This window comes from Pacificimonas pallii (genome assembly GCF_019204005.1).
Taxonomy (GTDB): domain Bacteria; phylum Pseudomonadota; class Alphaproteobacteria; order Sphingomonadales; family Sphingomonadaceae; genus Pacificimonas; species Pacificimonas pallii.
In genome coordinates this window covers 1-22499 of the sequence record NZ_JAGSPA010000005.1, presented here as the reverse complement: position 1 = coordinate 22499, position 22499 = coordinate 1, and the positions used below count along the sequence as shown (strand labels likewise).

Annotated in this window: 21 protein-coding genes and 3 riboswitches; of the genes, 5 read left to right on the top strand and 16 right to left on the bottom strand. The window is 60.4% G+C overall.

Annotation, left to right across the window (positions count from 1 at the left end; translation table 11 throughout):
• Positions 1 to 101: 101 nt before the first annotated feature.
• Positions 102 to 305: riboswitch (cobalamin riboswitch) on the bottom strand.
• 186 nt (positions 306 to 491) lie between these two features.
• A complete protein-coding gene (locus KCG44_RS13410; protein WP_218446628.1) occupies positions 492 to 1535 on the top strand; it encodes a LacI family DNA-binding transcriptional regulator in 1044 nt (347 codons plus the stop codon).
• Positions 1536 to 1581: 46 nt separating this feature from the next.
• Here the strand turns inward: KCG44_RS13410 and KCG44_RS13405 are convergent, their stop codons facing one another.
• The 7 genes from KCG44_RS13405 to KCG44_RS13375 all read right to left on the bottom strand — a co-directional run bounded on the left by KCG44_RS13405 (position 1582) and on the right by KCG44_RS13375 (position 6076).
• Complete coding sequence (locus KCG44_RS13405) at positions 1582 to 2052, bottom strand: DUF4112 domain-containing protein (protein ID WP_218446627.1); 471 nt, start codon at positions 2050 to 2052, stop codon at positions 1582 to 1584.
• A gap of 5 nt (positions 2053 to 2057) precedes the next feature.
• The gene (locus KCG44_RS13400) at positions 2058 to 2618 is read right to left on the bottom strand and encodes a superoxide dismutase family protein (protein WP_218446626.1); all 561 of its coding nucleotides are present in this window, start codon (positions 2616 to 2618) and stop codon (positions 2058 to 2060) included.
• Between the two features lie 63 nt (positions 2619 to 2681).
• Positions 2682 to 4106 carry an NAD(P)(+) transhydrogenase (Re/Si-specific) subunit beta gene (locus KCG44_RS13395; protein WP_218446625.1) on the bottom strand — a complete coding sequence of 475 codons (1425 nt, stop codon included), beginning with the start codon at positions 4104 to 4106 and terminating at the stop codon, positions 2682 to 2684.
• Positions 4107 to 4110: 4 nt separating this feature from the next.
• Complete coding sequence (locus tag KCG44_RS13390; RefSeq protein ID WP_218446624.1) at positions 4111 to 4419, bottom strand: NAD(P) transhydrogenase subunit alpha part 2; 309 nt, start codon at positions 4417 to 4419, stop codon at positions 4111 to 4113.
• Positions 4420 to 4432: 13 nt separating this feature from the next.
• The gene (locus KCG44_RS13385) at positions 4433 to 4801 is read right to left on the bottom strand and encodes a PH domain-containing protein (protein ID WP_218446623.1); all 369 of its coding nucleotides are present in this window, start codon (positions 4799 to 4801) and stop codon (positions 4433 to 4435) included.
• Complete coding sequence (locus KCG44_RS13380) at positions 4801 to 5931, bottom strand: Re/Si-specific NAD(P)(+) transhydrogenase subunit alpha (protein ID WP_218446622.1); 1131 nt, start codon at positions 5929 to 5931, stop codon at positions 4801 to 4803. The genes KCG44_RS13385 and KCG44_RS13380 overlap by 1 nt, the downstream gene beginning before the upstream one ends.
• Before the next feature lie 7 nt (positions 5932 to 5938).
• Positions 5939 to 6076, bottom strand: coding sequence for an aa3-type cytochrome c oxidase subunit IV (locus KCG44_RS13375; protein ID WP_218446621.1), 138 nt, complete (start codon positions 6074 to 6076; stop codon positions 5939 to 5941).
• A 97-nt stretch (positions 6077 to 6173) separates the two neighbouring features.
• Between KCG44_RS13375 and KCG44_RS13370 the strand changes: the two genes are divergently transcribed.
• Positions 6174 to 7748 carry a sigma-54-dependent transcriptional regulator gene (locus tag KCG44_RS13370; RefSeq protein ID WP_218446620.1) on the top strand — a complete coding sequence of 525 codons (1575 nt, stop codon included), beginning with the start codon at positions 6174 to 6176 and terminating at the stop codon, positions 7746 to 7748.
• A gap of 29 nt (positions 7749 to 7777) precedes the next feature.
• Here KCG44_RS13370 and gcvPB read toward each other — a convergent pair whose 3' ends face one another.
• Genes gcvPB through gcvT form a run of 5 tightly spaced genes read right to left on the bottom strand, consistent with a single transcriptional unit; the run spans position 7778 to position 13030 of the window.
• Entirely contained in the window at positions 7778 to 9346 is a 1569-nt protein-coding gene (gene gcvPB / locus KCG44_RS13365) for an aminomethyl-transferring glycine dehydrogenase subunit GcvPB (RefSeq protein WP_218446619.1), read from the bottom strand.
• Entirely contained in the window at positions 9340 to 10710 is a 1371-nt protein-coding gene (gene gcvPA / locus KCG44_RS13360; protein ID WP_218446618.1) for an aminomethyl-transferring glycine dehydrogenase subunit GcvPA, read from the bottom strand. The genes gcvPB and gcvPA overlap by 7 nt, the downstream gene beginning before the upstream one ends.
• A gap of 38 nt (positions 10711 to 10748) precedes the next feature.
• Positions 10749 to 11507, bottom strand: a complete 759-nt coding sequence (locus KCG44_RS13355; RefSeq protein ID WP_218446617.1) for a class I SAM-dependent methyltransferase — start codon at positions 11505 to 11507, stop codon at positions 10749 to 10751.
• Complete coding sequence (gene gcvH / locus KCG44_RS13350) at positions 11507 to 11884, bottom strand: glycine cleavage system protein GcvH (protein WP_218446616.1); 378 nt, start codon at positions 11882 to 11884, stop codon at positions 11507 to 11509. Before gcvH ends, KCG44_RS13355 begins: the two co-directional genes overlap by 1 nt.
• A gap of 33 nt (positions 11885 to 11917) precedes the next feature.
• A complete protein-coding gene (gene gcvT / locus KCG44_RS13345; RefSeq protein ID WP_218446615.1) occupies positions 11918 to 13030 on the bottom strand; it encodes a glycine cleavage system aminomethyltransferase GcvT in 1113 nt (370 codons plus the stop codon).
• Between the two features lie 67 nt (positions 13031 to 13097).
• Positions 13098 to 13193, bottom strand: a riboswitch (glycine riboswitch).
• Between the two features lie 5 nt (positions 13194 to 13198).
• Positions 13199 to 13313: riboswitch (glycine riboswitch) on the bottom strand.
• Between the two features lie 111 nt (positions 13314 to 13424).
• On the opposite strand from gcvT, the gene KCG44_RS13340 reads away from it, so the two are divergent.
• Positions 13425 to 14138: a glycerophosphoryl diester phosphodiesterase membrane domain-containing protein gene (locus KCG44_RS13340; protein WP_218446614.1), complete on the top strand. Its 714-nt coding sequence runs from the start codon at positions 13425 to 13427 to the stop codon at positions 14136 to 14138.
• A gap of 3 nt (positions 14139 to 14141) precedes the next feature.
• On the opposite strand, the gene KCG44_RS13335 is transcribed toward KCG44_RS13340, so the two are convergent.
• Entirely contained in the window at positions 14142 to 14810 is a 669-nt protein-coding gene (locus tag KCG44_RS13335) for a glutathione S-transferase family protein (RefSeq protein WP_218446613.1), read from the bottom strand.
• Between the two features lie 37 nt (positions 14811 to 14847).
• Positions 14848 to 17025 carry a ribonuclease R family protein gene (locus KCG44_RS13330; protein WP_218446612.1) on the bottom strand — a complete coding sequence of 726 codons (2178 nt, stop codon included), beginning with the start codon at positions 17023 to 17025 and terminating at the stop codon, positions 14848 to 14850.
• Between the two features lie 362 nt (positions 17026 to 17387).
• On the opposite strand from KCG44_RS13330, the gene KCG44_RS13325 reads away from it, so the two are divergent.
• Entirely contained in the window at positions 17388 to 18857 is a 1470-nt protein-coding gene (locus tag KCG44_RS13325; protein WP_218446611.1) for a DEAD/DEAH box helicase, read from the top strand.
• 236 nt (positions 18858 to 19093) lie between these two features.
• Here KCG44_RS13325 and KCG44_RS14610 read toward each other — a convergent pair whose 3' ends face one another.
• Positions 19094 to 19567, bottom strand: a complete 474-nt coding sequence (locus tag KCG44_RS14610; protein WP_218446610.1) for a GNAT family N-acetyltransferase — start codon at positions 19565 to 19567, stop codon at positions 19094 to 19096.
• Positions 19568 to 19893: 326 nt separating this feature from the next.
• Here KCG44_RS14610 and KCG44_RS13315 point away from each other — a divergent pair, with 326 nt between their 5' ends.
• Positions 19894 to 20352, top strand: a complete 459-nt coding sequence (locus KCG44_RS13315) for an IS5 family transposase (protein WP_439651451.1) — start codon at positions 19894 to 19896, stop codon at positions 20350 to 20352.
• Positions 20353 to 20616: 264 nt separating this feature from the next.
• Here the strand turns inward: KCG44_RS13315 and KCG44_RS13310 are convergent.
• The coding region (locus tag KCG44_RS13310; RefSeq protein WP_218446609.1) for a TonB-dependent receptor domain-containing protein at positions 20617 to 22499 on the bottom strand (1883 nt) is incomplete at its 5' end.

Below are 22499 nucleotides of genomic sequence, written 5' to 3'. Positions count from 1 at the left end.
ATGAAGACACGACGGTTCACCCGGTCACGCCATAAGGCGGCCATCTCTTGTCGTTACTCTGGAAACACATGTTCCCCGTCCCGGCGGACTTACCCGGTCCCGGACGAACGACGCGACGGCAGGTTTCCTGGCTTGCCGATCTTCACTCCCAAGGCCGTCTTCCCGGTCGCGTGCGCGTCCAGTGACATGAATGGCCCGGAATTCCCGGCATACAGTTGCGGGTACAGCGCCGGCATTGAACCGGCTTCCCTCTTAGCTTTGCGCGCCGCAATGGCCCGCAAGGCACCGTCTGGGGCCGCTATTGCCAAGGGGGCATCAGGCCGTCAACGAAAATGCTGCGACGACAACATCGGCGCGAAGTGCCGACCCGATGCGCCGGGCGCGGGCGACCCGGTATACGACGCGACCGCCGTACCTTCACTGACAACATTGTCACGAAAAGGCCGATCGGTTAGGCGCTTCTGTTCCTGGGAGAGATGGCATGGCCGCATATGGCTGACAGCAAAGGCGGGCAGGCAGGCGTCGCTGCGCGAACGACGATGATCGACGTGGCAAATGCCGCAGGCGTATCGTTCAAGACCGTGTCCCGCGTGCTCAATGGTGAAGCCTATGTCCGGGAATCAACGCGCGGCAAGGTGTTGGAGGCCGCCCGCAGCCTCGATTATCAGTTCAATCATGCGGCCCGCAGCCTGCGCTCGGGGTCCGCGCAGATCGTCAGTCTTCTGACTGGCAATCAAAGCCGCGCGTACACCCAAAGCGTGCATCTGGGCGCGCTACAGCAATGCCAGCAGGCCGGTGTGCACGTGGTCGTCGAAAGCGCGGCGGCGGACATAGAGGTGAATATCGAGGCTTTGGAGCGTAGCCTTCTCGAAACGGCGCCGATGGGCGTTGTCGTGACACCGCCGCTTTGCGACAATGCTGAGATTATCGCCCTGCTTGAGCGCCATCATTTCCGTTACGTGCTGATCTCGCCTGTCGCGCCGGGGCCTGGCACCCCACATGTCGGAATGGATGATGAGGCGGCGGCACGGGAAATGACGGCTTTGCTGATCGGCCTTGGTCATCGGCAAATCGGCTTTATCCAGGGCGATCCGGACGACCCGGCGTCATCGTTGCGCCGCAGGGGATATCTCTCGGCCCTCGCAGACGCCCATATCGCCGCCGAGGACACGCTGGTTGTCTCTGGCAGGTTTGATTGGGACAGCGGCCTCGTGGCGGCGGACAGGCTGCTCGATCTGGACGATCCGCCAAGCGCGATTTTCGCCGCCAATGACGATATGGCCGCCGCTGTCATCGCCGCCGCCTATCGCCGCGACATGCGCGTGCCGGGCGATCTTAGCGTTGCGGGCTTCGGCGATACGTCCGTCGCAAGCGTGATCAGCCCCCAGCTAACGACGGTATATCAACCGATCGTCGACATGGTGTCGGAGGCGGTGCGCATCCTTACCGGCGTCATTAGCGGTGCGGATGTGGAGGTTACGCAGATGACCCTGCCCTACAGGCTGGTCGAGCGCGGTAGCACGGGAAAATGCTAAATCTTTAAAAACCGATGAACTTTCGGCGAGTTCAGCGGCGAACGAGCTAGCGGGAGTCGCCGTCTATAATCGCGCTTTCGGGATGATGTTTGTCGAGATGCTTCTTCACGATACGCAAATTCTTGGTGTTCGACCGGAACAGGACGTCGGCGGCGTCGCCGAGGAACGGGACGAAACCGATCGCTGTGTCGAACAGCGTATTCCACCCCATGCGCACCAGGCTCCATTTTGACATGCCGAGATTGCGCGCCTCCCAGATCAGGTAGCTCGACATGATGCCGCCGATAACGTCGCCGACAACCGGCAGAAATCCAAGAATGGCGTCCAGGCCGACACGGTCACCGATGATCGGCAGCCGCACAGGCAGGCGGATGGCCTTCTCCAGCACGGTCTCCAGCACTTCGACGCGGGCGCGGATCGCCGCCGGTGATTTTGGATCGATACCATCGCGGTCTATCTGCCGCGCAATATCCTCAAAGGCCTGCTGATCGACATTGAAAGGACGTGCCTTGGGCATTTCACTCATCCTACCGTGATCGCGCTGCAGGCAATCCGCGCGCCAGCCGCTCCTGATGGCTGGCTGATCATATCGTCCGCCATGGCGTGCACAATCAGCGCGGCACCGTCGAAATCGATCAATGATATCTCACCGTCCAGCAAAGACGCGCCCGAAACGATCGCACGCAATTGTGCCGTGCCGTCAGCATTCGCGGTCACATTGCCCAGATCCCCCTTATGCCGGGGATGCGCCTCATCGGTCGGATTCCAATGCCCGCCCGCACTTGTGAAATCCGGGGCGGCACAGCGGCCGACGGCATGAATATGGACGCCGTGGGTTCCGCCAGGCAGATTTTGAAACTTCACGTCGACCGAAATATCATTGCCGACATCGGTGAATACCGCGCGGCCATGAAACGTGCCCGCCGCGCCCGTCAATTGCGCATAGGCAACGCTGGACGGCGGTGGCGGCGCGCTGCTGGCAGCCTGGACCGTCTCGTCATCCGCGCCCGCTGCACAGGCGGCGATGGCCATTGCGAGACAGACTGCGGTGGAGGCACCCAGGACAGGGCCGATGCGTTTCATGCGTTATTCTCCCGTTTCAGGATACCCAACGCCGATATACGCGGATTGTTCAGTGGCCCGCGCTCAGAGCGCCTTCACAATCTCTTCCACCATCTTCTTAGCATCGGAGAGGAGCATCATGGTGTTGTCACGAAAGAACAGTTCGTTCTCGACGCCGGCATACCCCGCGCCCCCCATCGAACGCTTGATGAACAGCGTTGTGGCCGCCTTTTCGACGTCCAGAATCGGCATGCCGTAAATCGGCGATGTCTTGTCTGTCTTCGCGGCTGGATTGGTGACATCGTTCGCGCCGATCACGAAGGCGACGTCCGCCTGCCCGAAATCGGAATTAATGTCTTCCAGTTCGAAAACCTTCTCATAATCCACATTTGCCTCGGCGAGGAGGACGTTCATATGGCCCGGCATGCGGCCCGCCACCGGGTGGATGGCATAACGCACGTCCACGCCCTGCTCCTCCAGCAGATCACCCATCTCGCGCAGGACATGCTGCGCCTGCGCCACAGCCATACCATAGCCCGGGACGATGATGACCTTCTCCGCATTTTTAAGGAGGAACGCGGCATCGTCGGCGCTGCCGGTCTTATAGGGGCGATCGATGACGGGACCGCCACCCGCGGCGGTCGCGTCCTGGCCAAAGCCGCCCGAAATCACGCTGATGAAGCTGCGATTCATCGCCTTGCACATGATGTAACTGAGGATCGCACCCGATGAGCCCACCAGCGCGCCGGTGATGATCATCGCGCTGTTCGACAGGGTGAACCCCATCGCCGCCGCGGCCCAGCCGGAGTAGCTGTTGAGCATGGATACGACGACGGGCATGTCCGCGCCGCCAATGGGAATAATCAACAGGAAGCCGATCAGAAAGCTGAGGGCGACCACGGTCGGGATCAGCGACCCCTCTCCGGCCCCGCCCGCCCCGGACAGGACGTAGAGAACAACCAGAACGATAATTCCGCCAAGAATGCCGAAGTTGATAAGATGCCGCCCCGGCAGAATGATCGGCGCGCCGGACATGTTGCCGTTCAACTTCGCGAAGGCGATGATCGACCCGGAAAATGTAATCGCGCCAATCGCGGTGCCAAGCGCCAGCTCCACACGGCTGATGGCGAAGATCTGACCCGCACTGTCGGCGATGCCAAAGGCGGCGGGATTCAGCCAGGCCGCAAGTCCGACGAGCACGGCCGCCATGCCGACCAGCGAGTGAAACGCCGCGACCAGCTGCGGCATATCGGTCATCGCGATCCTGCGCGCGGTGACGAGCCCGATGGCACCGCCAACCGCAATGGCGACAGCAATTTCGAGGATTCCGGCCAGCTGCTGCATGACGAGCGTCGTCACCACGGCGATCAGCATGCCTGCCATGCCATAGCGGTTGCCCGCACGGCTCGTTTCCGGCGAGGAAAGCCCGCGCAGTGCAAGAATGAAAAGAACGCCCGAAACGAGATAGGCGAGTAGCGCCCATGCAGGTGTGTTTACGACATGCTCCATCGCGCTAGCTCCCCGCCTTTACGGCCAGGGCCTTTTTCTCTTTTTTCTTGTACATGGCGAGCATACGCGCTGTGACGGCGAAGCCACCGAAAATGTTGACGCTGGCCAGCGCGACGGCGATCAATCCCAGCCACTTCGCAGACGCGACACCCGCCGCGGCGGATGCGATCAACGCGCCGACAATAATCACCGAAGAGATCGCGTTCGTGACCGCCATAAGCGGCGTGTGCAGCGCGGGGGTCACCGACCAGACCACGTAATAGCCCACGAAACAGGCCATCACGAAGATCGACAGGATTGAAATGAAGTCCATTTCGAGTGTCCTCCTAATTATGCGCGAGCACGCGCTCGGCGAGCAGGCGCTGGATCAACGCCGGGTCGCTTTTGCGAGAAATTTTGACTTCGAAGGGCTGTGAACGCGAAGACACCCAAATCTTCATGTCGGTGTCCAGGTCGAGCGTTCCGGCACTTTCAACGCTGAAACGCGTAATGGACTTATAAGGCACACTGGCGACGTCCACCTTGCTGCCTGTAAGGCCCTGCACGTCGATCATCACAAAACGAAGATCGGTCAGAAAGGCGATATCCCGGATCGTCTTGAAAGCAGCGAGCACATTTTCGTCCGGCAACAAATGCTGCCCGAACTTTTCCTGAATTTCGCCAGGCGTGATCTCGTGGGAGCTAAACAGGCCCATTAGCCGTCGAGCCGCTCATTGCCCACAATACCGCCATGTGTGACGCGCACCCCCTGAACGATCTCATCATCCTTTGGCCAGATGAGCGCCTTGGCATCAGCGTCCCAGAAAGCACTGAGGAAATTCCACAAATTCCGCGCGTAAAGCTGGCTCGCCACCTCGGCGAGGCGGCCGGGGACATTCTTGTGTCCCACGATCTTCACGCCATGCTTCTCCACAATCTCACCGAGAATTGCCCCCTCGACATTGCCGCCCTGCTCTGCGGCGAGGTCAACCAGCACCGAGCCCGGTTTCATCGTCTTCAGTTGCTCGTCCGAAACCAGCCGCGGCGCGGCGCGGCCCGGGATCAGCGCTGTCGTAATGACGATATCCTGCCTGGCGATATGATCGCTGACGAGCTTGGCCTGCGCAGCCTTATATTCATCCGACATTTCGGTCGCATAGCCGCCCGTGCCTTCGCCTTCGATACCGGCGACATCCTGGACGAAGATGGCTTTCGCACCGAGAGACTCGATCTGCTCTTTCGTTGCGGCGCGTACGTCGGTTGCACTCACCTGGCCGCCAAGGCGGCGAGCCGTCGCAATGGCCTGCAATCCCGCGACGCCGACGCCCATGACGAAAACTTTCGCGGCGCTGATCGTCCCTGCCGCCGTCATCATCATGGGAAAGGCGCGGCCATATTCGGCGGCCGCATCCAGAACAGCCTTATAACCAGCAAGGTTCGATTGCGATGACAGCACATCCATCGACTGCGCCCGGGTGATGCGCGGCATGAATTCCATCGCCATCGCCGTCAGGCCCGCCTGCGCGTAGCTGTCCAGCAGGTCACGGTTCTGGACAGGATTTAAAATGCCGCAAAGAACCGCGCCGGGCGCGGCACCCGAAAGCGTTGCCGGCTCAGGTCCGCGAACGGCAAGGATAACATCAGCGCCCTTAACCGCGTCAGCGCGCAGTGCCGTGATCTCGGCCCCGGCATCCGCATAGGCAGAATCAGCGACTCCGGCGCGCAGACCTGCGCCCGCCTCAACGTGAACGTCCGCACCGAGATCGCAAAACTTCTTGACCGTTTCCGGTGTGGCGGCAACGCGGGGTTCGTCCGCGTCACCTTCGTTCAGAACGGCAATCTTCATACCGTGCTCAAAGCGCAAAAACCGCGAGGGCCAGTAAAACCAGCACAATTACCGCGATCGACCATTTCATCAGGCTTTTGAACCCGGCATATGTATTCGCGTGATCCTTCATCGCTTTATGGGTATAAGGCTTCTGCGCACTCATGATCCGAATGATCCTTTTTGTTCATCTTACCGCCTTATGACCCGGTCGGCGCGGCGTGTGAAGCGGAAGATGCGACATTTTAGTCCGGTCTTAACGGATGGGCCGCGAAGTTGAGCAGGGAAGGGCCTCAAACAACGTGCATCGAACCGCATCCTCCGTCCTGATTGTCGACGACGAACCTGCGCAGCGCACGCTGCTCAGGATGATCGTCGAGCGTGCCGGTTACGACACGGTGGAGGCAGGCTGCGGCCGCAGCGGGCTTGAAGCACTTGCGTCTCCCGACACGAATATAGGTGCCGTCATCCTTGACCACTCCATGCCGGATATGAGCGGTCTGGAGATGCTGCAGGCGCTGCGGCCAAAATGCCCCGAACTTCCGGTCATCATGTTGACAGGTCACTCCACTGTCAAAGTCGCCATTGACGCGATGCGCGCGGGCGCCACCGATTTTCTCATAAAACCCGCCAAGCCCGACAAGATCGCCGCCGCTCTTTCCAGCGCGATGTCCAGCGAGAAAGAGGCGGGCGAGCTACGCCCGATCACTGAAAAGCTGCCGGTGCAGGCCGCCTTCAAGGACGTTGTCGGCACGGCAACCTCGTTCCGCGCCGCTCTGAAAATCGCGGCAAAGGCCGCAAAACGGAACGTGCCCGTTCTCGTTGGCGGAGAAAGCGGAACGGGCAAGGAAGTCGTTGCCAATGCCATCCATGCCGCAAGCCCGAGGGCGGACAAACCGCTGGTCATCGTCAATTGCGGCGCAATCCCGGCGAACCTCGTCGAATCCGTCCTGTTCGGCCATGAAAAGGGCGCCTTCACAGGAGCGACCGCGAAGCATGAAGGCCGTTTCGTTGAAGCGGACGGCGGCACGCTGTTTCTCGATGAAGTGGGCGAGTTGCCGCTGGACGCTCAGGTCAAGTTGCTGCGCGCATTGCAGACCGGTCAGATTGAACCGGTCGGCGGGAAGGGCCACTTGACCGTAGACGTGCGGATCGTGGCTGCCACCAATCGTGACCTTGCCGAAGAAGTCATCGCAGGACGTTTCCGCGAGGATTTATATTATCGGCTGGGTGTGGTTCCCATCACAATCCCGCCGCTGCGGGAGCGGCGTGAGGACATTCCTGCTCTTGCCCGCTATTTCGCGGCCCAATTGCATGAAGAAGGCGATATTGCCTGTGCGGACATTGACCAGGAGGCGATGGCCCTCCTCAGCAATTACGACTGGCCCGGTAATGTCCGGCAGCTACAGAACGCCATCTTCCGCGCGGGCGTCCTGTGCGACGGCGATTGCCTTGGATTAAAGGACTTTCCGGAGCTTGCCAGACAAAGCGGAACCTTCGTCATTCCCCGCGGCAGTGCCGCAGCCGCTGCGGGTGCGTCAGCCGCGATGGCGGGAGGCGGCGAGGCAGATCGTCATTCGGCTCATCCAAAAAATGGCGTGCACCCGCCCGCCGCCGCGTCCGGCAATGGCCCCGACCAGCATCAGGCAGGCGGCGTGCACAGTCACGCCGCCGTCGATCATGACGGCCACATTCTCAGTCTGGCCGACGTCGAAGCGGCACATATCCAGTACGCACTGCGCCACTATCGCGGCAAAATGAGCGAAGTCGCCCGCCGCCTCGGTATCGGCCGCTCAACGCTTTACCGTAAGCTTGGTGAGCACAACCTCGACGAATAACGCGAATTGCGGCACCATTTGTGGCGGCTTCACTCAGCCGCCTTGGCGACTTCCGGTTCGGACCATGTTAGTTTCGGCTTTCGCGCGGCCGCGGTTTCATCGAGGCGGCGTAGCGGCGCGTAGAACGGTGCCTCGTGGAAACGCTCGACTTCGCCGGCTTTGGCGGCACGGGCCAGGGCACGCATCGTGTCGATGAAAGCGTCGAGGTTCGCCTTCGATTCCGTTTCCGTCGGTTCGACGAGCATCGCGCCGTGCACCACCAGCGGGAAATACATGGTCATGGGGTGATACCCCTCGTCGATCATCGCCTTTGCAATGTCGAGCGTCGTAATTCCGGTACCATCCAGCCATTCATCGCTAAACAGCGCCTCGTGCATGCACGGGCCGGATTCCGCGAAGGGTGCCGTCATATCGTCCTCAAGCTGGCGGAGGACGTAATTGGCATTGAGGACCGCATCTTCCGCGACCTGGCGGAGGCCGTCTGCACCATGTGACATCATATAACTGAGGGCCCGCACGAACATGCCCATCTGGCCGTGAAACGCGACCATGCGGCCAAAGCTGCCCTTATGGGAGCCGGCGGCAACCTGCTCCTCTTCCACCAGTTCATAACCTTCATCGCCCTTTCGCACGAATGGCAGCGGTGCGTAGGGCGCAAGCGCGGCGGAAAATACGACGGGGCCAGAGCCAGGACCGCCGCCGCCATGCGGCGTGGAAAACGTCTTGTGCAAGTTTATATGCATGGCGTCGACGCCAAGGTCGCCGGGGCGGACCTTGCCGACAATCGCATTGAAATTCGCGCCGTCACAATAAACATAGCCGCCTGCGGCGTGGACAGCGTCGGAAATGTCCTTGAGCTCGCTTTCGAAAAGGCCGCACGTATTGGGATTGGTGATCATCACACCCGCCACGTCCGGGCCAAGCTTTGCCTTCAGCGCGGCCAGATCGACGCGGCCCTGCGGTGTGGCCGGAATGGAATCGACATCATAGCCGCAAAATGCCGCCGTCGCCGGGTTGGTGCCATGCGCTGATTCCGGGACGAGCACGCGTTTTCTTGCATCCCCCTTTGCCTCATGCGCGGCGCGGATCGCCAGCATGCCGCACAATTCGCCATGCGCGCCCGCCTTCGGGCTCATCGCGACCTCCGGCATACCGCACAGCGTCTTCAGCCAGAAAGCCAGCGTATCGATCAGTTCGATCGCGCCCTGCACCGTGCCGACCGGCTGCAACGGATGAATGTCCGCAAAGCCCGGCAGGCGCGCCACCTTCTCATTCAGGCGCGGATTGTGTTTCATGGTGCAGCTACCGAGCGGGAAAACACCCATGTCGATGGCGTAGTTCATGCGCGAGAGGCGCGTGAAATGACGCACAACCTCAGGCTCTGCGAGGCCGGGAAGATCGATCGGCTTGTTGCGCTCCGTGCCGCCAAGCCGCATCCTGACATCCGGCACATCAGGCAGGTCGACCCCGGTTGTTTCGCGCGTGCCGACCTCAAAGATCAGGGCCTCGTCCAGCATCAGCGCACGGTTTCCAGAAAAGGTTTCCGGCGCTTCGCTCATGGTGACACCGGCGGCGGTGGCTCTTCCCGTCTTCAGCATGACAGCGCTCCTTCATAGGCGGCAACCAGGGCATCGATATCGCTATCGGTAACCGTTTCGGTGACCGCGAGCGTGACGCAGTTTTCAATATCGCCATCGTCGGCGTAGAGACGCCCGAGCGCGACGCCGCCCAGCACCCCCTTATCGGCCAGGTGCCGGATAACCGGCCGGGCCTCGCGGTCCAGCCGGATCGTGAACTCATTGAAGAAAGTGTCGTTGAGGACTGTCACACCTGGCAATGCGCCAAGGCGGTCCGCGACCTGACAGGCGCGTGCATGGTTGAGCGCGGCCAGTTTCCGGATGCCCGCCTCCCCCAGCAGGCTCATATGGATGGTGAATGCCAGCGCCATAAGGCCGGAATTGGTGCAGATGTTCGAAGTCGCCTTCTCGCGGCGGATGTGCTGCTCGCGCGTGGACAGCGTCAGCACGAAGCCGCGCTTTCCGCTGGCGTCGACCGTTTCACCGCAAAGACGCCCCGGGATCTGCCGTATATGTTTCTGGTTACAGGCAAACAGACCGAGATACGGCCCGCCGAAATTGAGGCCGCCGCCGATCGACTGCCCTTCGCCCACGACAATATCCGCGCCCATTTCTCCGGGCGAGCGCACCGCGCCGAGCGACACGATCTCCGTAACCACGGCGATCAGCAATGCGCCCTTCTCATGACAGGCACTGGCGAGCGCACCAAGGTCCGCGACATGTCCGAACAAATTGGGATTCTGCACGACGACGCAGCTTGTATCCTCGTCAATGGCGGCGATGAGCGCGTCCAGATCATCGCCCGGCGCGCCGGGCCGCAGAACCGGCGTATGAACGTCAAGCACGTCGTCCGTGAAATGTGTCAGTGTCTTTGCGACAGAAACATAATGCGGATGCACGCCGCCGGAAATCAGCGCGCGCTTTCGGCGCGTGATACGGCGCGCCATGAAAATCGCCTCTACGCATGCGGTGGAACCATCATACATGCTGGCATTGGCGACATCCATGCCGGTCAGGCGGGCGACCTGCGTCTGGAACTCAAACAGATATTGCAGCGTACCCTGCGCGATTTCCGGCTGGTACGGTGTATAGCTCGTCAGAAACTCCCCGCGCTGGATCAGGTGATCGACACTTGCGGGCACGTGATGCTTATAGGCGCCGCAGCCCAGGAAAAAGGGCGCGTCAGATGCGGTCAGGTTCTTTCGCGCCATCCGGCCAAGGTCGCGCTCGACGGCCATCTCGCTGGCGTGTGGCGGCAGCTCCCGAACCGGACCGTCAAGCCGCACGCTTTCAGGAACATCCGCAAATAACGTGTCTATGTCGGCTGCGCCAATCGCCGACAGCATCTGCTGCCGATCAGTATCTGTAAGGGGTAGGTATCTCAAGCGAACATACTCCGAAGGAGAAAAGTTAATGTTTGTTTTTATGCTGTTTTTACAGCCTTGAACCGCAACCGGACATAGTCCGCCGTCCAGTTGCCATCCCCGTCACAGAGCGACGGGCGCAGCAGCTCGGCGATCTCGGCAATTATCTCGTCACGGCCTTCCTCGGGCAGGAAGCCATGGCGGAAGGTATGGAACCACGCCGCCATACCCGCCGCCAGCGGTGTCGCCCTGGGGACCAGCACGCAGGTTTCGACCGAAAAGCCCGCCGCCTCAAGTTGCCGCGTTGCCGCAGCGACAGTCGGGTAATTCTGTTGATCCGGGGAGCCGAGACCGCGTCTTGCAAGCACGGCCCGAAGTGCCGTGCGCATGGCCGCAATATTGCCGAACCCGCCGCATTCGGCAACAAAGCGCCCGCCGGGTTTCAGCGCCTTTGCAACGCCCGAAAACACGGCATCATGGTCAGGCATCCAGTGCAGGGCGGCGTTTGAGAAAACCGCATCATATTCAGCGTCAAAGGCAAGTGCCTGTCCATCGGCGACATCCGCAGTGATCCCGCGTGCGCGTGCCGCCGCGACCATGCCCTCGTCAAAATCCACGCCGCGCACATCCGCACCCGCCGCAACGATCTTTTCCGTAAGGACACCGTCGCCGCAGCCAAGGTCCAATATCCGTTCCCCCGCGCGCGGAGCCAGCAGCTCGAGCGCCGCATTGCCAAGTGCGGGCACGAAACCTGCATTCTCAGCATAGGCGCCGGCATCCCAAAGGTTTGTGGCCGCGGTTGAGGGCGCGCCTGCCATCAGGTTTCCAGACCTCCTACAAAGGATTTATACGCCTGTTCGTCCATCAGTTCGCTGAGTTCGGACTTGTCGGAAAGCGCGACCTTGACGAACCAGCCATCCTCTTCGGCTGACGCATTCACGGTAGCGGGCTCATCCTCAAGCGCTTCGTTGACGTCCATCACTTCGCCGGACACCGGAGCATAGACTTCCGACGCCGCCTTTACCGATTCAACAACGGCAACCTCATCGCCTCGTGCCAGCATTTTGCCGACTTCAGGCAGCTCGACGAAGACAACATCGCCAAGCTGCTTCTGCGCATAGTCGGTAATGCCGACGGTTCCGGTATCCCCCTCGACACTGACCCACTCATGGTCTTCGGTGAAGTAGACGCTCATCCCTCTCTCCCAATGCTCGTTTTTTTGAAGTTCTTATCTAACGTATTTGTGCGGCACGAAGGGCATCGCGACGACGGTGGCGGGCAGGCGCTTGCCGCGCACCTCGACATCCAGCTCGGTGCCGTCAGCGGCGTCTTCATTGGCAACATATGCCATGGCGATCGGTGCATCCACGGAGGGGGCAAAGCCGCCCGATGTCAGCACGCCGGTTTTCCTCTCGCCCGCATAAACAGGCGCACCCTCGCGTGCGGGGCGTTTCCCCTCAAGCTTCAGGCCGACCCTGCGGACCTTCGTACCGTCCTTGATCTGCCTGTCGATACGGTCGAAACCGGCGAAGCCACCTTCCATCTTTCGCCGCTTGGACACGGCAAAGGCCAAACCCGCCTCGATCGGCGTGGACATGCGGCTGAGATCATGGCCATAAAGCGGCATCCCTGCTTCCATACGAAGGGAATCGCGCGCGCCGAGCCCGACCGGACGCACATCCTTATCCTTCAGCAAAAGCCTGGCGAGGCCGGCAACCTTCTTCGCCGGTATGGAAATCTCAAAACCGTCCTCACCGGTGTAACCCGAGCGGCTGATCCACATCTCGACGCCGCGCAGACGAATTTCGGACCCGCGCATGAACGTGATCAGGCCAACCTCCGCGCCAAGGCGTTCCAGCACGTCGGCTGCCCGCGGCCCCTGCAGCGCCAGCAGCGCCAGGTCGGCGCGTTCCCTGACTTCGATATGGGCAGGCAGATGCCGGTTCAGATGTGCGATATCCGAATTCTTCACCGCGCCGTTCACGACCAGATAGAAATGGTCGGCGCGGCGCGTGACCATCAGATCGTCGATGATACCGCCATTGTCATCCAGCAGCATGCTGTAGCGCAGACGTCCCTCTTTCAGACCGATAAAGTCGCCCGGCATGTGCGCTTCGAGTTCGGCGGCGACATTCTTACCGCGTATCTCCAGCTGGCCCATATGGCTGACGTCGAACAGTCCGGCCTTCTCACGGGTCCAGAGATGTTCCGCCATGATGCCGTCACCATATTGGATCGGCATGGAATAGCCCGCAAACGCCACCATTTTCGCGCCCAGTTCCCTGTGCAGCGCATCCAGCGAGAGCGTCTCAACATCTTTTGTGGTTTCGGTATCGGTCATCTGGTTCCACGCATTTAGGTTCGACAGGCCGAAACGCACGCGCAACTGTGGCGCGGCATTCGGAACGTCTTCCCCCTCTGTCGCGGAACCTGAGAGTTTCCAGTCGTCTGCACGACCTTACCCCGTCGGTAGCCCGTCGCCGGACTTTTCCAGAGTGCCGCTTGACTGCATCCCGACGCGGTCCTGTGCGCCTGAGAGATTCCGGGGGAAGGCTTGCTCCTTCGGCGGCGCTTTCAGGGGTTCCAAAACCGGTCCCTGCCAGCACCTCTCCCGCGCGGGATGCCGGACCGGAGTCCGACGGCAGGGACGGCATTGCGGGAGGGCCGCGAATGAGTCAATCGTTCGAATCGCGCGACTTGCTAATCGGCGCCCGAACCCGCTAGGCGCAGCGATCATGGACTTCAATCTGAATCGCCTCTGGGCCGCCGTGCAGACAGACCTTCGCCTACGACTGGGCGATTATCTGCTTCCGGCCGCCGCCTTCTATTTCCTGCCAAGCCTTGCGGTCAGCCTGCTGGTCAATGTCCCCCCGGATGCTGAACTGCTCGACAATCCCGCGATACGCTGGGGCGGCCTGACGAACATCGTCGCGGTGATGGGAACGCTGGCGATCACGATCAAGTCGCTATCGCCAGAAGTCCCGACCGGAATGGCGATCAGGCGGGCCGGGAAGCTCTTTCCTGCCGCGTTCATACTGGCACTCCTGTCGGGGATCGCCACCATCATCGGCATTTTCGCGCTGATCGTGCCCGGCCTTATCATCGCCGCGCGGCTGTGGCTGGTCATACCGGTGCTTATCGAGGAGCGGGGCAGGACAATCGACATCATGAAACGCAGCTGGGCGATGACCGACGGACACACGCTCAAGATCCTGGGGCTGTTCGCCATGCTTATGATCGTGGTTCTCTTGGCGGGGATGCCGGTCGTCGCCCTGTCCGCGCTGGACGGAATCCTGGGACTGGGTGATCCGAAAATCGGGGATGCCGGTCTTCTGGAGGCGATTGCCGCGGGCGTCGTCGCCTCCGGCACCGGCATCCTGGCGGCGGTGTTCGCGGCGAAAGCCTATGAAATGCTCGTTGGCAGGCCCATCGCCGATACGTTCAGCTAGGCGTTAGAAATCCAGCTTGTCATAATGGATCGGCGGGCTGATCCCCGCCATCCGTTCCGGTAACATGGCGCGAATACTGCGCCGCGATTTAACGGTGGCATACCAGGTCTTGGCATCGCGATAACCGCGCCAGTCGATGCCGCCAAGATAGTCCGCGACAGATAATTGGGCGGCGGCGGCAATATCCGCGAGGCTGAATGTCGATCCCGCCAGCCAGCGGCGGTCGCCCAGCAGATATTCGATATAGTCGAGATGCACCGCCATCGCCCGCGCCGCAACCCTCAGCGCGGCGCTGTCGGGAGAGGCCCGCATGACCAGCCGCTTGAACATCCGTTCCGTCAGCAGCGGATTGACGACCTCCGCATAGAATTTCTGGTCGAACCATGCCGTCAGCCTGCGCACCTCGGCGCGCGCCGCTGCGCCGCTGCCCAGAAGCGGGGCCTTCTCGATGGTTTCCTCAAAATACTCACAGATCGCAATGGAATCCGCGATGGGACCAGCCTTGCCGCCTGACAGAACCGGCGTCTGTCCCGCACGGTTCATATCCATCAGTTCGTCAGATTTCAGCCATGGCAGTTCTTCTTCAAGCGTGAACTCCACGCCTTTCTCGGCCAGTACAATGCGTACTTTCCGGGAGAATGGGCAGAGCGTGAAATGATGGAGCGTCCACATAGGCCGGAACCGTCATAACGGCGCGCGCGGCCGCTTTCTAGCCGCGGCGGCGCTTCACCTTGCCTGATTTTTTGCCCGCCTTCCCGCGGTGCTTCGTCCTTGGCTTCCCGCCGCCGCGTGGTGGCAGCGCGAACTCACCATCCGCGCGCTCGAACCGCAGACCACCGGTGACGGGATTGGCCTCCGCCAGCTTCAGGTCGAGCCGCTGGCCCAGCGAGAACGTCTCCCCCGTCCGCTCCCCTTTTATGGTCCGCGACGTCTCGTCGAAATTATAATAGTCGACGCCCAGCGCACGCATTGGCAGCAATCCATCGCCGCCGACACCGTCAACGGTGGCGAACAGCCCGTGCTTCGTGACGCCGGTCACGCGCGCCGTCACCATCTCCCCTTCCCGCTCGGCAAGATAGGCGGCGACATAGCGATCCGTGGTATCGCGTTCCGCTTCCATTGCGCGGCGCTCGGTTTTGGAGATATGTTCGGCGATCTGATCGAGTTCGCCGATTTCCGCGTCGGTCAGGCCGCCTGCCCCCAGCTTGTACGACCGCACCAGAGCGCGGTGTACCAGCGTGTCGGAATAGCGCCGGATCGGCGAGGTGAAATGGGCATAGCTGGCCAGCGAAAGTCCGAAATGTCCGAAATTGTCGGTCCCGTAATAGGCCTGCGTCTGGCTGCGCAGCACTTCGATACTGACCTGCTCGCGGAGCAGATCATCCTCGATCCCGTCAAGGACGCGTGCGAACATGGCTGGTTTGACGACCTGCCCCTTCGCGAACGGAATGCCGATCGTCTTCAGATATTCCCGCAGGGCATCGATTTTCTCCGCGCTGGGTGTCTCATGCGCGCGGTAAACGACCGGAGAGCGTTTCGCCTCCAGCGCTTTTGCCGCCGCGACATTCGCCGCGATCATGTAATCCTCGACCATCTTATGTGCGTCCAGGCGTTCACGGACGGCGATCCGCGCGACACGCCCGTCTTCATCCAGTTCAACGCGGCGCTCCGGCAGGTCCAGTTCCAGCGGCTCGCGGCGCTGCCGCGCGGCATAGAGCGCGCGCCACGCCTCCCACATCGCGTCGATTCCCGGATATTCCGCCGCCTGTTCATAAGCGATATTCGCTGTGCAGCGGATAACCGCACGCGAAAAACGCCAGCCGCGCAGGCTGCCGTCCGCCGCAATATCCAGATGACAGGCCATGACGGCCCGGTCCTTATTCTCGACGATCGAACATGCGCCCGCCGACAACACTTCGGGGAGCATCGGGACCACCCTGTCGGGAAAATAGACGCTGTTGCCGCGTTTCCGCGCTTCCCGGTCCAGGGCCGTCCCCGGGCGGACGTAAAAGGATACGTCGGCAATGGCCACGACGGCGTGCCAGCCATCCTTATCCTCATTCGCCTCGACCCAGATCGCGTCGTCATGATCGCGCGCATCTTCCGGATCTATGGTGATGATGGGCAGGTGCCGCAGGTCCTCGCGCTCATCGCCAAGGGGGAGGTCGGCGGCCTTTTCGGCCTCTTCGAGCACATCTTCAGAAAACCTGTCCGGGATGCCTTTTGCATGAATGGCGATCAGCGAGATCGACCGCGGCGCGAAGGGATCGCCCAGCCGCTCGGTGACCCGCGCCGTGCGTCCTTCCTTGCGCGCCAGCACCAGTTCACCGGCATCGGCACCGCCCGCATCGTCGACAGGCAGCATCGCGCGGACACGCTTGTCCGCCGACTGCAGATACCATCCGCTCGCATCGCGGCGCAGGATGCCCATTAGCTGTTCTTCGGCCCGGCCGATGGGTTTCATCACATGCGCAATGTGTCCGCGCCCGGTTTCCTCGATGCGCGCCAGAACACGATCGCCAGTGCCAAGCGCTGACTGCCGTGCATTCTGACGGCCACCGCCGCGCCCGCCGCGCAGTTCCTTGATCACAATGCGCGGCGGCGGGTCAGGCCGGTCCCACCCTTCGGGAGCGGCGAACGCCCGGCCATCCTCGACATGAGTGACGCGCAGCACGGTAACGCGCGGCAACCCGCCGCCTTCATATACGGACTTTTTAGGGCCGAAATCGATCACGCCTTCATCCGCCATTTCATTCAGCAGCGCCCTCAGCCCGCGCCGCTGATCGCCGCGCACGCCAAACGCTTTGGCAATCTCCCGCCGCCCGACCGGGCCGGGCGCAGCTTTCACGAATTCAAGGATCGCCTCGCGGACGGGAAGGTCGCTCACCAGGCAATTCCGGAGGAGGAAGTATCAGACTGCATGTGATGGCGATTTCTATACAAAGGAACAGTACGTCTTACCGCTATGCCCGCCTGCGTCAAAGGCAGCGCCATTGACTTCGCCAGGTTTGCCCCTCATATGCGCGCCAGCATCACTGCCCCTTTTATGCGGCATGATCGCGGGGCGGCGTGAATCGCCGGGGGAGAGACATCCCCTGTAGAGTCACCGCGTTTGGATGCACACCAGTTTAAAAGCGACCTGATTCACGCGGGGCGTCAACCCTCGCGGACGTACGCGCCCTGCCCATCGGCATGGTGCTGCGGCGCTGCGCGCAGCATGCGCGCACAGAAAGATAAAGAACAAAGATTATGACCAGTTTCAAGAACATGAACCTCGCCCAGCCGCTGCTACGCGCGCTGGAGAGCGAAGGATATGATACCCCGACGCCCATCCAGGCGCAGACCATTCCCATCTGCCTTGACGGCCATGATGTCCTCGGCATTGCGCAGACGGGCACCGGCAAGACCGCAGCCTTCGCGCTGCCGATCCTCGACCGGTTCAGCCGCAATACGACGAAGATTGCGCCGCGCCGTCCGCGGGCACTGGTGCTCGCACCCACGCGTGAACTCGCGACGCAGATTGCGGTCAGCTTCCGGACCTATGGCCGATTTCTTCGCTTGTCGGTGGAGACAGCTTTTGGCGGCACGCCGGTCGGCAAACAGAAACGCGCGCTCGACCGCGGTGTCGACATCCTCGTTGCCACGCCGGGACGCCTGATCGACCTTCTCGAACAGCGCGCCTTGACGCTTGACGGTATCGAAGTTCTCGTCCTCGACGAGGCGGACCAGATGCTGGACATGGGCTTCATCCATGCGCTGCGCCGGATCGTGCCTCTTGTCCCCAAGAGCCGCCAGACGCTCTTCTTCTCGGCAACCATGCCGAAGGACATTGCAGAGCTCGCAGGCAAGTATCTGACAAACCCGAAAAAGGTCGCTGTCACCCCCGTTGCAACGACCGCGGAGCGGATCGAGCAGCGCGCAGTGCTTGTCAACGGCAAGGAAAAGCAGGCGCTGCTGACCGTCACGCTCGAGCGCGAGAATATCGAGCGGGCGCTTGTCTTTACCCGCACAAAACATGGCGCGGACCGTGTGGTCCGTCACCTGCTCGCCGCGAACGTCAAGGCCGCGGCGATCCACGGCAATAAAAGCCAGGCCCAGCGTGAACGCGCTCTGGAGGCGTTCCGCGAGGGCAAATGCCGTGTCCTCGTCGCGACCGACATCGCGGCGCGCGGTATCGATGTCGATGGCATCAGCCACGTCATCAATTTCGAGATTCCGAACGTGCCGGAGCAATATGTACACCGCATCGGCCGCACCGCGCGTGCCGGCGCTGAGGGCCTTGCCATCAGTTTCGTCGCGAAGGACGAACGTCCCTATCTTCGTGATATCGAAAGACTGACACGCCAGAAGGTCGAGATGGTCCCGCTGCCTGACAATTTCATGGCCGACGTCGACCGCATCGGCGCGCTCAAACTGCCGCCGAAAAAGTCAGGCGGAGAATATGAGGGCGGCCGCGGCGGCCGCTCACGCGGGCCGCGCAATGGCGGCGGCGGCGACCGGAATGGCAACCGCAACGGCGGCAACCGACGCGGCAAACCGGTCGGCGAGGCCGTTCCGGAAACTCGCGGCAAGCCGCATCGCAAGGGCAAGCCCGGCGGTCGTCCCCAGGGCGAAACGCAGGGCCAGCACCACGGAAAACCGCGCGGCGCCAAGCAGGGCCCACGGCGTAGCGGACCTTCCGGTGCTGGACGGCAGGGACAAACAGCCAAAAGTCGGTAATCATACTCGCGGATCATGAGAAGGGCGGCCAAGGCACCGAACGGTACCATGGCCGCCGCTATTTTTGGATTATAGCGTGCCAGGAATTGGCGCCGTCTAGAATTAGGTATCATGTCTGGTGCTTCGGCACTGGCGGCCGCATGAGATACTAGGCCGTGAACCCACAAACGGGAATGGCTGACATCGGAAGGTTGGGCAAGGGCAGGCTTTTGTGGCTGGTGGAGTGCGCATCTCGCTCAAAAGCAGAGAAGCATGTCCCATCGATCTAAGCCAGGTCCATACCCGTCAGGTACGATCTTCTCGACGGTAAAACCGAACCGGCGATAGAACCCTTGGGTGTGCTGGCTGGTGTCTAAACGGACCTGCGTCACACCGGGCGTAGTTTGGGCAGCGCGCAAGCGTGCATTGGTGAGGATGTTGCCCAATCCCGTACCTTGAAGCTCCCTCGCAACCATTCCCCAGCAAAGGTAAGCCGTCTGACCTTGCGCATCCACCGAATGTCCGCCGCATGCTATGACACGATTGCTCCGTTCAATAACCTGATATGACCAGGCCCCTGCCTCCTGATCCAGAAAGTCCGCAAAATCTGCTCGCTCCGCGGCAGAAAAGAACCGGGGAACATTACCGTCAAACAACGAAAAACAGTCTCGCCGGTCGGACGTAACGTAAGGACGGACGATTGTGGTCTGTGTATCTGTTGCCGGGGTCATAATAAGATCAATGACTGCTTCAATCTGGGGCCGCAACCCGTTTGAACATTGCCCTAATCGGCGTTGCCCGACAAATCGCCTTCATATCGTGCCGCTCTCAAATTCACGCTGCTCATGAGCCGATACTGTCCCCAGACTTCGAATCGCGCGGGATCGAACCCCTGCTGCCCGACAAGCCTCGAGGCATACCTCGCGTTGATGATATCGCCGCGTTTTGAACGGCAACTTCTGGGTGCTGAGATCCGGTGCGCCGTGGCGCGATCTACCGGAATGCTATGGACCGCGTACCACCTGCTATAACTGCTTCGCGCGCTGGCGACATCCAAATGATCGACAGCACCTCCGTCCGCACCCACCAACAAGCCGCAACGGTAAAAAGGGATCGAGATCATCGTCTCGGTCGTTCCCGAGGTGGACTCTCAACCAAAATTCATGCGGTTGTTGACGGAAAGGGTCTCCCGATCCGGCCGAGCCTGTCCGCTGGGCAAAGCCATGACGCGCTACCAGATCATGTTGGCGAAGAAACAAGCTTGCTAGCGGATAATAAGACATACGATGCTAATCGCATCCGCGTGTCTTCCCGCGAAACGGGGGAGCGTTTGCCAAAATTCCGCCCAAGACCAACCGGCGATGGAAACCCTACTTCAGCACAGCTATATCGCGAGCGGAGCCTGATCGAACGCTTCGTTTCCAAGCTGAAGCATGTCCGTCACGTTACCACCAGATACGGCAAGTTTGCTGAAAACTCCCTGGCAGTGGCCCAACTCGCCTCAATGCGCCCATGATTTCGAGTTCTATGAGTCTACGGCCTAAGGACAATTCCACTGTCCGTGTGATTTCTGAATATTCTCTGCGGTGAAAATCAGCCTCCAATAGTCAATTACGCAAGAGACCCCTTCAAGAGCGTGCCAACGTCAATTCGCTTTGCGCCGGTTTCCCCCAAGCGGGATTGGGACTCAATCGCGACAAGCAGGCCCCATATTCGGAAACCAAAAAGAAAAGGGGCAGTACCGTAGTACCGCCCCTAACTTAAGTTATGCTGCTATGAATTAGAAGCTCAACTTGACACCCGCATAATAGCGGCGACCCAGTGGGTCATACACACCTGTATTGGCATCTTGACCAGTCGTCGACGCTCCAGGGACACTGGCGGTGTAGATAGGATCGTTGTTGAGCAGGTTGTCTACACCAACATAGAATTCGTACTGCTCGGCAATGGCAAACCGGATCTGAGTATCAAGATAGAACTCAGGATGCAGACGGAATGCATCATCTTCCCCTTCTTCCACGCCAGTAAACTGATCATCGAGGAAGGACTCACCAATATATGTACCGGTCAGGCTGAATTGTACTGGCCCACGGTCGGCAACGAGGGAGACGTTAAAGCGATCCTTTGCGTTACCGACTTCACCATCCAGATTGTCCTTGTCGGAGCCAGGAAGCGGGATCACAAAGTGATCAAGCAGATGCGTATAAGCAACCCGCAAGTTCACGCCCAAATCCTCATCACCCATCGGGAAGCTGTGACGGTAAGTAAGGACAGCATCGATGCCCTGAATTTCTTCACCCCCCGAGTTAGATGGGCCCGTATTCACGAACTCCAGCGCACCGACATTGTTCAAGCCAGCGGTGACGGAACGACGTGTGATGAAGTCGCAGAAGTCCTGATTACCAGCCTGATAGCATTGGTTCACAATAAACTGGCGCGGCGTGTTCGTAATCGCATCTTCAATCTTGACCTGGAAGTAGTCGACCGAGAGGCTCAGGTTACGAAGTGCATCAATCGAACGCGGGTTGATAACAACACCGGCAGTGATCGTCTCACCTTTTTCCTCATCAAGATTTGGATTACCGCCCGTAAACCCGGAAATGCCCTGGCGATCGGCCTGGCCGACAAAGAAGACACCGCCATTTTGAGCGATATTTTCGTTAACGCCGGGAGCGGCCCGACAATTTACGGAAAGCGCGTCTGTGCCCGCAGCAGTAACACCTTCGCAAGGATCAGTCAGCGTCGGGAATGTCTGATTCAGACCATCAAAAAGCTCACTGATATTAGGCGCACGCACTGTCTTTGCGTACATGGCGCGGAAGCGAATATCCTCAATCGGTGCAAACTCACCGCCGGCATTCCAGCTAAGTGTGCTACCGACCGTGGAATAATCCGAAATCCGGACAGCACCGCGGACCGAAAGATCGTGGATGAAAGATTCACGAACGAGCGGCACGAGAACTTCAGCAAAACCTTCGACAACGTCGAACTCACCGACGGTCGGGGGCAGCGCGTTACCGCCATTAAGCCCCTGCTGCTGCAGCGCATCCCACTGGCTAGCCGACTGCTCCTTACGATATTCCGCACCGAACGTCACCAGAACGGGGTCATCCGGCGTGATTGAAAACAGCTCACCGCCCACGTTACCACCGACGGAAACCTGCGAAATTTTCGCGTTGAACGCCTGCGGAGCAGCAAGATAGTTAATCATTTCAGGCGTGAAGGAATTCAGCCCGAAATAGTCAACCGGCACGCAACCTTCGTCGCGCGCATTTGCATCCGCACACTGGAAACCACCCTGGCCATCGGAAATGATCTGCTGCGAAGCGCGGTAATTCAGAATGTTAATCTGACCCGTGCCTGTTTGAGCGATGTTCGTTTCGCCATAATTGACGAACGTTTCATAATTCCAGCCCTCAGCAATGTCGCCTCTAAAGCCACCAACGATACGGAACGTCTGGCGAGTTGCCTCGCTGGCGCGAGGACCGAAATCAACCAGACGCTTCACCAGATTGATGTCTTTCAGGCCGTCGCCATTGGTGTCGATCGCATCATCGAAAATCGCGTCCGGCACGAAAGGATTGCGAACAACCGTATTCGTGTTTGGATCAAGCGTCTCAAGGTTCAGACCACCGCCCGTCGCGACGGCATTGGAGGAATCGA